The sequence below is a fragment of the Nitrospirota bacterium genome, from assembly GCA_040755395.1.
Taxonomy (GTDB): Bacteria; Nitrospirota; Nitrospiria; order Nitrospirales; family Nitrospiraceae; genus DATLZU01.
The window spans coordinates 1-13,981 of sequence record JBFMAX010000002.1 but is presented as its reverse complement, the minus strand read 5'-3'; the positions used below and the strand labels follow the sequence as shown (position 1 = coordinate 13,981).

Below are 13,981 nucleotides of genomic sequence, written 5' to 3'. Positions count from 1 at the left end.
CGCCCGCAACCGAGGCGACCGCGTGACGTTCATGCACGCTATCCCTTCACTTCCTGGCCCTTGATCAGCACCGCGCCTTTGACAACGATGCGCTGGCCCGGAGAGAGCCCTTCGAGAACCCGAAACTGTTCGGGGGACACGCTGGCGACTTTGATCTCCCGCTTGACATACCGGTCCGGTCCTTCCACGACGTAGACGAAGTGCTTCCCGTCCGCTTCCAGCACCGCTTCCTTCGGAATCGCCAGGAACGGAGTGGTATCGCCGACGTCGATGTTCAGCCGTGCGAACATCTCGGGCTTCAACCGGCGGTCTTCGTTGTTGACCCATGCGCGGACTTTGATCGTCCGCGTATTCGGATCGACCACGTCGCCGACGGAGGCGATCGCGGCCGGGAACATCACGCCCGGATACGCTTCGACCGTCACGCGCGCGACCTGCCCGACCTTGACCAAGGCCAGGTCGCGCTCGTAGACATCCGCCACCACCTGCAGCGTGTCCAGATCGGCGATCGTGAACAGCACCTGCGACGGATCGCCGCCCACGGATTGACCCGGCGTGACAAAGCGCTCCACCACGGTGCCGGCCAGCGGGCTCTTCATCTCAAAGCGGGAGGTGATGCGCTGCTGAGCAAGGGGTTTCTCCAACTCGGCCGCCGGCACGCGGAGCGACAGGAGCCGTTCCTTGGCCCGGCGAAACTCGGCTCGGGCCTTGATCAAGTCGTTCTCCGCCTGCTTCAGATCCTTCTGGGGCAAGGCTTTGGTCTCGTACAGATCCTTGGCGAGCTCATAGGCCCTGGTCGCATACTCCAGCTCCGACGCTTCCTTGATAAAGTCGGAGTAGGCCGCCGTGATGTCCGGACTATCGATCACGAGCAGCGTGTCGCCAGCCTTCACGTGGTCTCCCAGATGAACGCGCACCTCGACGACCCGCCCTTGCAGCGGAGACGAGATCTTCGAATAGCGATCCTCGCCGTACGCCACCTTGCCGGCCAGCACCAGTGCCGGTTTGACCGGACTGTAATCCACCACCGCGGTTTCGATGCGCGGCTGCGCCTCGGCGACGGGCGCCGGCGCCGGTGACACCGGAGGAGTCGCCGCATTGGACTGGGAGGGCTCCTCCGCCCGCCCGCAGGAGGCCAACACCGCGCACAAGACGGCAAGCATCGCAACCCATCGCCTCTCGCCTCTCGCCTCTTGCCACTTCACGACGTGATCTCCTGCCCGACCGCGCTCTCGAGCTGAAACAGGTTGCGCTGATAATTGAACAGCGCCTCGATATAGTTCTGCTGAATGGTCCGCGACGTCCGGGCCGCGTCCAGCAGGTCGAGAATGGTCGCACCTCCCCGTTCGTAGGCCCGTTCGACGATCGTGAAGGTGGCGCGCGCATCCTCCAAAATGCCGCCCAGGTACGCTTCCACCAGGCGCCGGCTTTGCACCAGGTTCCGGTAGGCGACATCCACCTGATTTTCCACCTGATTGATCGTCTTGTTGAGATCCGCTTCCGCCGTCTGCACCGCGACCTCGGCCTGCATGATACCGCCCTGGTTGCGGTTGAACAGCGGGAGCGGCACGCCGACGCTCATCATCGCCTGTTGTTGCAAATCCGGGCCCGTCGGTCCCTGGACCGCGTATCCGCCCCCGAGGGTCACATCCGGGTAGCGGTACGCCCTGGCCAATTTCAAATCGGCCATGCGCTGAGCCTGAAGATGGCGTTTCGCCCTGAGATCCGGCCTTGCTTCCAGAGCCAACATCCGCAATTTATCGATATCCGGATCGATTCGATGGAACTCCAACTCCGTCGTCAACTCGAGCCGGACGGCCGGCGAAAGCCTGAGCAATTGACGCAGATCGGCGCGGGCCGAGTCCGCCTCCTGGACAAACTGGATGACCTGCGATTGAAAATCGATGAACTGGAGGCGGATGCGGATCAAATCGACTTCCGCGATGTACCCTTTCTTGAACCGAATGGTATTGATTTCGAGAATGCGCGAAAACCGGTCGCGGTTCTCTTCCGCCAGGGCCAGCCGCCGCTGGGCCAATTGCACCCGGTAATAGGTATCCTTCACCGTGAAACCGAGTTGGCGGATCGCGTCCTCAAAATTCGCTTCGGCCGACTGCATCCCGAACCCGGCGCTCTCGATCCGGTAGCCTCGCTTACCGGCCATCTCGAAGAGTTGCTGGATCTGCGGATAGACCTGGCCGCTGCGGGTCAGGTTGGAGCGTTCGCCGAACTGATTCTTTGCAAACGAGCCCGCGGTCGAAACCGAGAACACAGGGTTCGGGAACAGGGTGGCCGTGATCTGCTGTCCCCTGGCGTACTCGACGCCGAATTTGGCGATGAGAAGGTCGAGGTTTTGTTTCAGGAACAAAGCCAACGCCTCATCGAGGCTCAGCCGTATCGACGGGCCGGACTGAACGGCGGATGTTGCCGGGTCATCCGCAGCGGGCAGCGTGTCCGGGTACAACGGAATGACTGTGCTGAAGAAGATCAAAACGGCAAGGGACGAGAACCGGACTCCGGTCCACCAACGGGTCAGGGTTGCAGACAACTCCACCCTCGAGGTTTCAACATGATGATCGTCCCCGGGAAATCCGGGGACAGACCTCAACGCGACGACACGCCCCGCGCGCGAAACGCGCTTGTATTATACCGATTTATCAGGCCGGGGGAAACACAAAGAGACGGGAGGTCAGTGCATCTTCAGCTCCGTCCATGCGCGATCATACACCCGGATCGCATCTCCGACGTCGCTCATCCACTCCAGCCGGGCCAACAACGACTCCGGCGGATAGACGGCCGGATTGTCCCTCACCCGGGGCGACACCAGTTTCTTGGCTTCCCGATTGGCGGAGGCGAAGAGCAACCGATCCGACGTGAGCGCGGCTACCCGAGGATCGAGGAGAAAATTCACAAACCGCATCGCCAGGTCCTTGTGGCGGGAGGTCTTGAGCACGACCAGGCAATCGGACCAGATGGTTCCTCCTTCCTTCGGCACGACATAGCGGATCGAAGGCCGCTCGGCCATCGCCCTGGCCACCGGGCCGCCCCATCCGTGAGCGAGCACGACCTCGCCCGAGGCCAGAAGGTGGTCGTAGTGCTCGCTGGTGTAGGTCTTCACGAGCGGCTTCTGTTTGACCAGCTTCTCTTTCGCCTGCTCGATCACGGCCGGATCCCGCGTATTGAGCGAGTGGCCCATCGACCGCAGGACGGCGCCGAACACTTCGCGCTGGTCGTTCAGCATGCTGATCTTGCCCTTGTATCGGGCGTCCCAGAGCACGGACCAACTGTCGGGCGGTTCCGGCACGACGCTCGAGTCGTAGCCGATCCCGACGGTTCCCCACAGATAGGGCACGGAATAGCGGTGTTCCGGATCAAACGGCAAACGCTGCAAATGCTCCGCCAGCAGCGCGGCATTGGGAATGTTCGACAGATCCAGCTCGGCCAGGAGCCCGAGTCCGATCATGATCGACACCATGAAATCCGACGGCGCCGTCACGTCGTAGCCGGTCGCCCCGCTCTGCAGTTTGGCCAGCAGCTCTTCGTTGCTGCTGAAGGTGTCGACGACGACCTTCGCCCCGGTTTGCTGTTCGAATTCCCGCAACAGCTCGGGGCTCACGTAATCGGACCAGGTGAAGTAGTGGAGCGTCGGGCTCGCCCGGACGCCGCCGGCCCGCGGGCTCTTCTTCGGCCCGTCCTCCGGGGTCGGCTGGCAAGCCAGGACCGCTGCACAGAGGACAGCGGCGATCGAGAATTGCATCATTGACGATTTGTTCATTGCTTCATTGTCAATGATCCAATGATTCCATGGATCAGCGAATAAATGTCCCGCGCCGTTGGATGGCCAGCGAAAGGCCGACCAGCCCCATCGAGACCAGGACCAGAATGGCGGACAAGGCGTTGATCTCGGGCGACACTCCGGACTTGATCATCGAATAGACCTTCAGCGGCAGGGTGGTCGAGCCGGGGCCTGCCGTGAAGAAGGTGACGATGAAGTCGTCCAACGAAACCGTGAAGGCCATGAGCGCGGCCCCGACGACCGCCGGCCGCAGCAAGGGGAAGGTCACGCGGCGAAACACCTGCCAGGGCGTGGCGCCGAGGTCGGAAGCGGCCTCTTCCAGACGAGGGTCCAGTTTTTGGAGCCTCGCCCGCACGATCACCATGACCAGGGGCAGATTGAAGGCGGTGTGGGCGATGATGACCGTCGGCAAGCCGAGCGGCAGCCTGATCAACACAAAGAACAACATCAAGGCCACGCCCATCATGATCTCCGGAACCACCAGCGGCAGCAGCATGGCGCCCTCGATCACCCGCCGCGAGCGGGAACCGAGTCGTTCCAGGCCTAAGGCGACGGCCACCCCGAGCCCGGTCGCGAGGAACGTGGAAACGACCGCGACCAGCAGACTGTTCCATGTCGCCGCGAGCAGGGCCCGGTCCTCGGCGAGCGCGGCATACCATTTCAGCGTGAATCCCTGCCAGGTCGCCGAGAGACGGGAGGCATTGAACGAGAACAGGACCAAGACGGCGATCGGAAGATACAGAAAAAGCAAGTTGCCGAGACTCATCCCCTGAAGCCAGACGCGCCGCCGAATCACGGTTGGCTCCCCTCTCGGTTCATGCCCGCATCGACCCGATAATAGACGGCCATCGCGACGATCAAGAACCCCATCAGCACGAAGGAGAGGGCCGATCCCAGCGGCCAGTCGCGCACAACCAAATACTCGTGCTGGATCAGGTTCCCCACCATCATGCTCCTGGCGCCACCCAGCAAATCGGGGGTGATGAACGCCCCCAGAGACGGAATAAATACCAGGAGGCAACCCGCGATCACGCCCGGTTTCGCCAGCGGCAGCACGACCCGCCGGAAGACCGACCAACGGGAAGCGTAGAGATCCCAGGCCGCTTCCACCAACGCCGGGTCGAGTCGCTCGACGGCCGCATACAACGGGAGCACCATGAACGGGAGATAGCTGTAGACCAGCCCGAGTACCACGGCGCCGTCGGAATAGAGCAGCTCGATCGGCGTCTCGATCAGCCCGGCTCCGATGAGGAGCCTGTTCATCACCCCTTCGGTCCGGAGGATGAACATCCAGGCATAGGTCCTGACGAGAAAATTCGTCCAGAACGGGATCATGACCAGCATGAGCCAGATCCCCTGCCGGCCTCGCGGGAGGCGTGCGATGTAATAGGCCAGGGGAAAGCCGAGGAGGAGGCAGAGCGCCGTCGTCACAGCCGCGAAGAGAACCGATTGTGCGAAGATCCGGAAGTAAAGCGGATGGAGCAGATCGGCATAATTCGTCAGACTGAAGGTCCAGACCACGCCGCCGTACGTGCCGCGCGCCGCAAAGCTGACCGCGAAGACGATCAGGAGGGGAACGAAGAAAAAGAGAATGGCCCAGCACAGCCCCGGCGCGAGGAGCCAACCCGGGTATCGGGCCACAGTCTCTCCGGGCTCGACACCCGTCGTGATCGGGTCGGATGGAACGGGCACGTTCACGCTCTCAACACGACCCCCTCGTCGGCGCTCCAGCGGATGAACACCCTCTCTCCGGCGGCGAACCGCTTGTGGTCACCGGCGCCGTTGGCGACGCGGGCCTTCCAGAGCACATGATCCGAGAGCCGCAGGAGGTAGTGCAGTTCATGACCGCTGTAGATGGCCTTCTCGACTCTCGCTTCGAGCACGTTCCCGTCCCTTGACGGACACGTTTCAGTCGAGAGACGGACCCGTTCCGGTCTCAGCACCACGGTGACCCGGTCACCGACGGCGAGATCCTGCAGGCAGCGAACCCGGATCGGCCTGGACGGATCGAGGCCGGAGGGGTCCACGCCGCACATCCCGTTCTCCAACTTGACCACCGATCCCGTGAGTTCGTTCGACAGCCCGATGAAGCGGGCGACGAACAACGACGCCGGCGTGTCATAGATCTCGTGGGGACGTCCCACTTGCAACACCCGGCCGCGATCCATCACCGCCACCCGATCGGACATGGTCAACGCCTCTTCCTGATGATGGGTGACGCAGACCATGGTGACGCCGATCTGCTCCTGGATGGCCTTCAGTTCGACTTGCATCTCCTGCCGCAGTTGCTGATCCAGCGCCGCCAGCGGTTCATCCAGCAGCACCACCGCCGGCCGATTCACGAGCGCCCTGGCCAAGGCGACGCGCTGTTGCTCTCCGCCCGAGAGTTGAGACGGATAGCGGGTTCGTTGCTTTCCCAGCCTGACCATTTCCAGCGCGGCCTGGACCCGCGACTCGACCTCCTCCCCGGGCAGGCGGCGCATCTCCAATCCGAACGCAATGTTCTGGAACACGGTGAGGTGAGGAAACAGCGCGTAAGACTGGAACACCAGGTTGACGGGCCGGCGATGGGGCGGCACCACGGTCATCGGACGGTCTTCGATGAGAATCTCGCCCTCATCCGGCCGCTCGAACCCGGCGAGCAGGCGCAGCACCGACGTTTTACCGGCCCCGCTCGGACCGAGGATGGAGAAAAACTCTCCCCGCTTGATTTGCAGCGACACGTGATCGACGGCCGTCGTCGAGCCGTGCCGTTTCACCAGATTGCGGGTCTCGACACTACAGTCGGCCACCGCCGCCGACTCCTCCGCTGTTCATCGGGAGATTCGACATCGAGAGCGGCTCACGGTCAGGCGTGACACCGTCTTGTGTCCGGGGAAACCGCCGGAACGCCATGCCGATCGAGGACGCGGACCGGCGCCGGCTCTTCAGCGATCGAGGCCGACTTTGGCGCTGACGTCGCGCAGGTGTTTGCGGACTCGGATTGTTTCCTGATGTTTCCTCAGCAGTTCCCGGCGGATGACGTCCCGGTCTTCGGCGACGATCCGCACCAGCCGGTCCGCGTCTTCGGCGTGATCCCGGACTAGTTCCGACAACTTCTGCAACTGACGCTCCAGTCGATCCAACCGCCACAGCACGCCCCTGATCGTCGCCTCGGACCCGGGTGCCTTCGCCGCAGGCGCCTCGTTGTCGGTCCGCTTCGTGACCGCCGTCTTTCGCATCGTCCGCTCCTCGCCGGTGATTGCCGCGTAGTATCGTCCCGGCCGCCGTCGATGTCAATCATCCCTTCTTTTTAGGCCTCCCTCCTGTTACAATGCCGGCACCATGCGGAAAATCCTGACCATGGTGCTCGCCGGGGGCAAAGGCGAGCGGCTCCATCCCCTGACCGAGCACCGAGCCAAGCCGGCGGTTCCTTTCGGCGGAAAATATCGCATCATCGATTTCACCCTCAGCAACTGCCTGAATTCCGGCCTCCGGCAGATCGTCGTACTGATCCAGTACAAGTCGCATTCGCTGGACCGGCACATCCGCACCGGCTGGAACATTCTCAACGCCGAGTTGGGCGAATACCTCGCGTCGGTCCCGCCGCAGCAACGGATCAGCGAAGACTGGTATAGGGGCACGGCGGACGCCGTGTATCAGAACCTGTTCCTGTTGGACAACGAACAGCCGGAGTTCCTGCTCGTGCTGGCCGGCGACCATGTCTACAAGATGAACTATGCGGACATGTACAATTTCCTGTTGGCCAAACAGGCCGACGCCGTGGTCGGCGCGATCGAGATTCCACTCGCCGAGGCCCGTCGCTTCGGCGTGATCGGGGTGGACGAGGACCACCGCATCCTGCGCTTCGACGAGAAGCCCAAGAATCCTGCGCCCATTCCCAACGACCCGACACAGGCCTTCGCCTCGATGGGCATCTATCTCTTTCGCGCGCCGATCATCCGCGAACGGTTGACCCAGGACGCCAAAGAGGACAGCGCGCATGATTTCGGCAAGGACATCATCCCCCGCATGATCCGGGAAAACCGGGTCTACGCGTTCAAGTTCCAGGACGAGAACAAGAAGGCCGTGAAATACTGGCGCGACATCGGCACCCTGGATGCCTATTGGGAAGCCAATATGGACCTGGTCGCGGTGGATCCGTTGTTCAACCTCTACGACCAGGAGTGGCCGATCCGCACCTATCAGGGTCAATATCCGCCGGCCAAGTTCGTCTTCGCGCAGGACTACCAGGGCGGGCGGATGGGCGTGGCGCTGGATTCCATCGTCTGCGGCGGATGCATCATTTCGGGAGGACGGGTTCAGAACTCCGTCCTTTCTCCGAACGTGCGGGTGCAGGATCATGCCGACGTCCGGGAATCCGTCGTCATGGAGAACGTGGTGATCGGCGAGCATTCCCGCATCCGGCGGGCCATCATCGACAAGGACGTGGTCATCCCGCCCAAGACCGAAATCGGCTACAACCCCGACGCGGACCGTCGGCGTTTCACGGTCACGGACTCCGGCCTCGTGGTCATTTCCAAGGGAATGAAACTGCATGCCTCCCTCGATCCATCCGGTTGACCTGATCACCGCGCTGCGCCAGAAGCACCTGACGCCCGCCATCGTGTTTCTGACTTCCCGTCGCGCGTGCGACGAAGCCATGCAGGCCTTCGAGCGAGACCAGGCGCTCCTCCCGCCGGCCCGACAGCGGGCCATCGCAGCCGTGCTGGATCAGGTCATCGCTCAATTTCCCAGCATCGCCGACCATCCTCTCTTGGAGACGGTCAAACAGATCGGCGTCGCAGCCCATCATGCCGGGCATCTGCCGTCCTGGAAAATCGCCGTGGAAGAGCTGATGCGACAAGGGTGCCTGGACGCGGTGTTCGCGACGACCACGCTCGCGGCCGGCGTGGACTTTCCGGCTCGGACCGTCGTGCTGACCCAATCGAGCGTCCGCAAGACGAAGGATTTCACCGACCTCACCATCGGAGAGATCCAGCAGTTGGCCGGACGGGCCGGACGGCGCGGGAAGGACATGGTCGGCTTCGCCATCGTCACACCGTCGCCGTACATCGATCTGAGCGTCATCACGAAAGGGCTGACCGGACACCCCGAGCCGATCGACAGCCAGTTCGTGATCACCTATCCGATGGTCCTCAATCTCCTGAAAGCCCACCCGCTGGAGCAGATCCAACCGATCCTCGCCAAGAGCTTCGCCCAGTTTCAGCTCAACCAGCGCGCCGAGACGCTGGAACAGAAGCTCGACGTCCTCCACGAACTGATGCAACCCTACGGCCCGCGTGTGTGTACCGACTGGATCACCCAGTGGCAAATCTTTGATCACGCCCGCAAGCAGAAAGCGCACCGCGCTCACATCCGGCGCAAAGAGCCGCCGGAACTCGCCGCCCGCCTGCATTTTCTCACGCCGGGACGGGTCGTCGGGTTGACAAGAGGACGCGGCGTCGTGCTGCGACAATACCGCAGCCGAGGCCAGCGCAGCCCGATGGTCACCGTGCTGCGGCCGGGCGGGGCCGTCACGGAATGTCCGGTCGCCAGCATCACCCAGGTCTTCGACCGGGTGTTCGAGTTCGAGGAGGCGCCGGTGTATCCCTGGTGCACCCCGAAGAGCCTCGACGACCTGTCGCGACAATTGGAGGAATTGCCCGCCCGCATTCCGATCCTGCCGATCCTCGTACACGATGAGCAGGAATCGATCCCGGAAAGCGCCATCGCCCAAACGCTCGACGATTTCCCCTGTCCGACCTGTCCATCGCGTCCCGCCTGTCAGAAGGACCACGCGACGGCGCTCAGGCTCCGGCAGGACATCCAGCGTCACACGAAAGCCATCCAAGCCCTGCGCACGAGCCTGTGGCATCGGTTCCAGGCCAAAGTCGAAGTGCTCCAGCAATTCGGGTACCTCACGCCGACCGCGCATCTCACCGAAGACGGCGAATGGGCGAGATTGATCCGCATCGACCACTCGCTCCTGATCACCGAATTGATCCGCGCCGAGGCCTTCACGGGAGCCGATCCGCAACTCCTGGCCGGAGTCATGGCCAGCATCGCCCACGACGACGACCGCCCGGGCGCATTCCCGCGCGCCAGCCCCGGCCTCTCGTCGCTGCTGTGGCAAGTCCGGCGACTCGCCGAGACGCTGGCCCCGCACGAAGACCCGCCGCTGCTCCGGGCCGACGTGGCGGCGCTGACGGAAAAATGGGTCGGCGATCCGACTCTCACCTGGATCGGCCTCTGCAAGATGACGACGATGGCGGAGGGGGACATCTATCGCTTGTTGGCGCGCACGCTTGAGTATCTGTCGCAGCTCCATACCTTGAAAGCCACCCATCCGGGATTGGCCGAAACCGCCGACCGGGCGATCGCGGCGTTGCGACGCGGCGTGCTGGAGGAATTGCCGTGACAAACGCGAGAAACGCGCGACAAGCGGGACTAGCGAGAAGGGCTCGTCGCGCCTTTCTCGCAACTCTCGCGCGTCCCGTGACAACGTACCTTTCGTATCTATGACGACCGACGAACTTGAAAAACTGCTGGCCGCGCAGCCCGTCGCCTTGCTGCATCGCCTGGCGCGGGGACGAGTGCATCGCCATTTCCGGTTGGGCAAGCGACGCCTGGTCGAACTGCTCCTTCGGCATTCCGCCGAAAACCGGGCAGGACTGGAGTCGGACCTCCACACGCTCATCCAGGAACGGGTCAACCGCCAGTCTCCATCGGAGCCGAGGCTTGCGGACCACCCGCGCTCGGCGAAACCCAGCCGCCGGCATGACCACGCGCCGACTCAACCCGGGAAGACCCACGCCAGACCGCCGGAACCGGAATCTTCGGAGCCGGCCTGCACCCTCGCTTCATGGCTGGAAGGTCTCGGCGTGCCTGAGCCGAAGCCGTTCGTCCCTGACGCCTGGCAGGAAGAAGCGCTGGCCCGCCTGGCCGAAACGGATGTCATCGTGAGCGTGCCGACCGGCAGCGGCAAAACGTATGTCGCGATCGAGGCGGCGCGGCGGGCGATGGACGACAATCGGACGGTGATCTATACCTCCCCGCTGAAGGCCCTCTCGAACACCAAATTCACCGAATTCTCGCGCCTCTTCGGGGCCGACAAGGTCGGTATTCTGACCGGAGACCGGCGGGACAATGCTCAGGCCCCGCTGCTGATCATGACGACGGAGATTCTCCGGAATCTGCTCTACGATGCGGCGGGCGGTGAAATCGACGTGCGGCTGGATACGTTGGGCTTGGTCATCATGGATGAATCGCAGTATCTGGCCGATCCGGAACGCGGAGTGGTGTGGGAAGAGACCATCATTTTTTGTCCCTCGCAGGCCCGGTTGCTGCTGCTTTCAGCCTCCATCGGGAACCCGCACGACATCGCCGACTGGCTGACCTCGATCCGGCCGACCCCCTGCCACTTGGTCAAGCACGCGAAACGGTCCGTGCCGCTGCGCGCCGGGTACCTGCATCCAAACGGCAAACTGGTCCCGCTGTTTCGAACGGCCGGTATTCCCTACGGTCATCCCGGCGCGCTGCACCCGGAAGCCAAACGACTGTTCGCCCATTACGAAGACGAGACCCTCCCTCCGCGGTCCCGCTAACACGGGCTGCATGACCTTTCGGCTCACTCGCCATCATGAAAATGTCCATGGCGAGCCGCGCAGAGCTGCTAGCTGCCGGCTATTCGCTGCTCGCTATTTTCCACACAGCCTCTAAAACATATAGGTCGCGCCGAATGTGAGGCCCTGGCGGATGTTTTCAAACTCATTCAGGTTGAATGTCTCGGAGGGGGAGGTCCGGGGAAAATTCTTCCAGGTGCCGTCGGATACCCGATTCCACCAGTACCGATAGCCGACCTTGAGAACCAGTCCCTTCAGCACCATATAGCTCACATCGCCTTCCAAGTTGGCGCCGATGCCGGTACCGGTCATTTCAAAGCTGGGGTTCTGTTGAAGGTCGGTCCTGAGGTGATGAACGTCCGTATTGCTCAGCGAGGTAAATGGAAGGAACGCGGCTTTGCCCTCCACGCTCAACCGCCGCGTGATCCGATATTCGGTCTCCACTCCGAGCTTGAGCGAACTCCAGGTCTGGGTGTTGGTGATGACGGTCACACCGCTAACAGGAGCAGCCCCGGGATTACAGAGAGGCTGCAATCCTGGTGCAGGATCTAAATCTGTTGTAGCACCTGCCGAAGTACATATGACCTGAGTAACCCCGCTCGCGACGTGTTTTTCTCTCCGATACTGATAGCCGATTACCAGATCGAGCGTCCCGCGATGGCCCGGGTAATTCAGCACCGTGAATCCGAGGTCCCCGTTGACGTACCAGATGTTGTCTCCTTTGAGATCGCTGAACGTCCGCAACGAAGGGTTTCCTCCGTCCGCTGCAAGGAAATCGTCGTCGGTGAGACGTCCGCCTCCTATCGCAGCGGTCCCGTAGTTTGCCCGCACGAACCACCGCCGGGCGAACTTCACCTTGCCGGAGAATTCAATCACGTTGGTACCGACGTCTTTGTACTCGAGCCTTGAGGTCGGATTCCCAAAGGGGGAACCTGGTCTCGACGCGTTATGGCTCCAGGTGGTCTCGCCTTGTGTCATCCAACCGGCAAGCCCCACCGCCACGCTGACATTGGACCGTTGGAAGTTCTCGCTGGCTTCAGCGGATCCTGCCGCCCAAACGGTCAACCCCGCGGCGACCCATGCCGCGGCTCGGTATAATCGAACGCAGGCAGGCCGGTGGCAAGCCTCCTCTTTTTTCCATCTCGCACCCATCACACCGTTTCGGTTCATCGGCGTGCGCCGCCCCGCTGAATGATCACGGTGTCGAAGCAGCGGTCCGCGGTCTCCGGCATGACCCGCCGGCAGGCCGCCCGAATCTCCTCTTCCGCCATGGTCCGCTGCATGTAGGCGGATAACCAGACGAGCCAGGTGCCGATCAAGGCCGCCAAGACGGCGCCTGCAATCAGAAACAGCAGGCCCGGCGTTCTCGTGCGACTCTCGCTCTCGGGACCGGGCTTCGCGGCAAGGGTTGGCATCACCGTCATCGCGCGTTCCGTCACGACCGTTCCGTTTCCAGCTTCTTCGTTCGACATGACCGCCCTCCGTCGATGCGCAGAAACATCACGATGGTACACCAGGCGGTCCGTTCCGTGTATGGATTTAGCGGATTATGCAGACTGTCTCCGCAGGCATGCATCCATGCGCCGGAACGTACAGTCGGCCAATCCCCACACTCGCGAACCCTTACCGCCACAGGCGCCGACAGCCGGCGCGGATCTGCCCCGAAGGTTCTCCTGTTTTTTGCATTTCCGACCGGATCAGGGAGAGAGCGCCTCTAAACTTTAAAGGGATGCCTCGGACCGCACGATGCCGCCTCGCCCTGGCAACGGCGGTAGATGCAAGACCCATGACCTGCGCAGGGGCTTACGACACCGCAGGCAACAAACGCGTCTATTCCAACGATTCAGCAAGAGCATCTATTTAGACCAGAGAAGGCGATCCCTGCGTTGAAACTAGGCGAGAGGCCCGCGGCTAGAGGCCTGAGTCTCTTCCCCCTTGCCCCGAGCCCCTTGCCTCTTGCCTAGCCGCGATTTTCATTCTGCTGGGTGGCCGCCCGGCGGCCATGGCCACTGCTTTCCAAATTGGTCGCCGTCCGCCTACGGGTCAATGAAGCCAGGGCGGACGGTCGCTCTCCCAGCCGCTCACACCCCTGGCCGGGGGGCGGCCCCGGTACCGCTGTCCACCGCTTCTCCAGCGATTCCGCGGACCAGAGTTTCCCGTCACGCCGACTTGACCGATCTACGCAAGGACCTGTATAAGGTCCGCTGAAGCCTGAACGACGGGCGGGGCGCGTGCGAATTCGCCGGTCGGCGACCGGTCAAGTCAGTGCTCGGAACTCAAAACTCAGAACTTTCACATCAGGTTGGCGCCCGTAGCTCAATGGATAGAGCATCAGACTACGGATCTGAGGGTTGGGGGTTCAAGTCCCTCCGGGCGCGCCACGTCCCGGACAAGACCGATTTCCGGAACTAGGAGCCTGTCCGACATTGCCGTTCGTGACGAGGCGAAGGAGGTGCCGGCAGATGCAAGGCCACAGGCCGCGAAAAACCGGAGGCGTATTCGCTGGAATACGTTGAGGATTTTTCGGGGCCGAGAACGACGCAGATGTCGGTGCATCGTTCGCCGCAGTAGAAAGGTCAAT

General features: G+C 62.5%; 12 protein-coding genes and 1 tRNA gene. 4 read left to right on the top strand and 9 right to left on the bottom strand.

The annotated features are described in order from the left end of the window. Window positions 1–38 precede the first annotated feature (38 nt). From AB1555_04020 to AB1555_03990, 7 genes are all read right to left on the bottom strand, one after another. Complete coding sequence (locus AB1555_04020; protein MEW6245858.1) at window positions 39–1,205, bottom strand: efflux RND transporter periplasmic adaptor subunit; 1,167 nt, start codon at window positions 1,203–1,205, stop codon at window positions 39–41. Then, window positions 1,202–2,548: a TolC family protein gene (locus AB1555_04015; GenBank protein MEW6245857.1), complete on the bottom strand. Its 1,347-nt coding sequence runs from the start codon at window positions 2,546–2,548 to the stop codon at window positions 1,202–1,204. The genes AB1555_04020 and AB1555_04015 overlap by 4 nt, the downstream gene beginning before the upstream one ends. Before the next feature lie 141 nt (window positions 2,549–2,689). Continuing rightward, entirely contained in the window at window positions 2,690–3,775 is a 1,086-nt protein-coding gene (locus AB1555_04010; protein ID MEW6245856.1) for a spermidine/putrescine ABC transporter substrate-binding protein, read from the bottom strand. A 34-nt stretch (window positions 3,776–3,809) separates the two neighbouring features. Continuing rightward, window positions 3,810–4,592 carry an ABC transporter permease gene (locus AB1555_04005; protein ID MEW6245855.1) on the bottom strand — a complete coding sequence of 261 codons (783 nt, stop codon included), beginning with the start codon at window positions 4,590–4,592 and terminating at the stop codon, window positions 3,810–3,812. Then, window positions 4,589–5,488: an ABC transporter permease gene (locus AB1555_04000; GenBank protein ID MEW6245854.1), complete on the bottom strand. Its 900-nt coding sequence runs from the start codon at window positions 5,486–5,488 to the stop codon at window positions 4,589–4,591. The genes AB1555_04005 and AB1555_04000 overlap by 4 nt, the downstream gene beginning before the upstream one ends. A 2-nt stretch (window positions 5,489–5,490) precedes the next feature. Then, window positions 5,491–6,588: an ABC transporter ATP-binding protein gene (locus tag AB1555_03995; GenBank protein ID MEW6245853.1), complete on the bottom strand. Its 1,098-nt coding sequence runs from the start codon at window positions 6,586–6,588 to the stop codon at window positions 5,491–5,493. A gap of 135 nt (window positions 6,589–6,723) precedes the next feature. Then, window positions 6,724–7,017: a hypothetical protein gene (locus AB1555_03990; protein MEW6245852.1), complete on the bottom strand. Its 294-nt coding sequence runs from the start codon at window positions 7,015–7,017 to the stop codon at window positions 6,724–6,726. A 103-nt stretch (window positions 7,018–7,120) separates the two neighbouring features. Here AB1555_03990 and glgC point away from each other — a divergent pair, with 103 nt between their 5' ends. From glgC to AB1555_03975, 3 genes are all read left to right on the top strand, one after another. Further along, on the top strand, window positions 7,121–8,359 hold the full coding sequence (gene glgC, locus AB1555_03985; protein MEW6245851.1) for a glucose-1-phosphate adenylyltransferase: 1,239 nt from the start codon (window positions 7,121–7,123) through the stop codon (window positions 8,357–8,359). Further along, window positions 8,334–10,196: a helicase-related protein gene (locus AB1555_03980; protein ID MEW6245850.1), complete on the top strand. Its 1,863-nt coding sequence runs from the start codon at window positions 8,334–8,336 to the stop codon at window positions 10,194–10,196. Before glgC ends, AB1555_03980 begins: the two co-directional genes overlap by 26 nt. A 100-nt stretch (window positions 10,197–10,296) precedes the next feature. Then, window positions 10,297–11,382: a DEAD/DEAH box helicase gene (locus tag AB1555_03975; GenBank protein MEW6245849.1), complete on the top strand. Its 1,086-nt coding sequence runs from the start codon at window positions 10,297–10,299 to the stop codon at window positions 11,380–11,382. 111 nt (window positions 11,383–11,493) lie between these two features. On the opposite strand, the gene AB1555_03970 is transcribed toward AB1555_03975, so the two are convergent. After that, window positions 11,494–12,276, bottom strand: a complete 783-nt coding sequence (locus AB1555_03970) for a hypothetical protein (protein MEW6245848.1) — start codon at window positions 12,274–12,276, stop codon at window positions 11,494–11,496. Between the two features lie 290 nt (window positions 12,277–12,566). Further along, window positions 12,567–12,872 carry a hypothetical protein gene (locus tag AB1555_03965; protein ID MEW6245847.1) on the bottom strand — a complete coding sequence of 102 codons (306 nt, stop codon included), beginning with the start codon at window positions 12,870–12,872 and terminating at the stop codon, window positions 12,567–12,569. Window positions 12,873–13,705: 833 nt separating this feature from the next. Between AB1555_03965 and AB1555_03960 the strand changes: the two genes are divergently transcribed. Further along, window positions 13,706–13,781 (top strand) — tRNA-Arg (locus AB1555_03960). Window positions 13,782–13,981 lie beyond the last annotated feature (200 nt).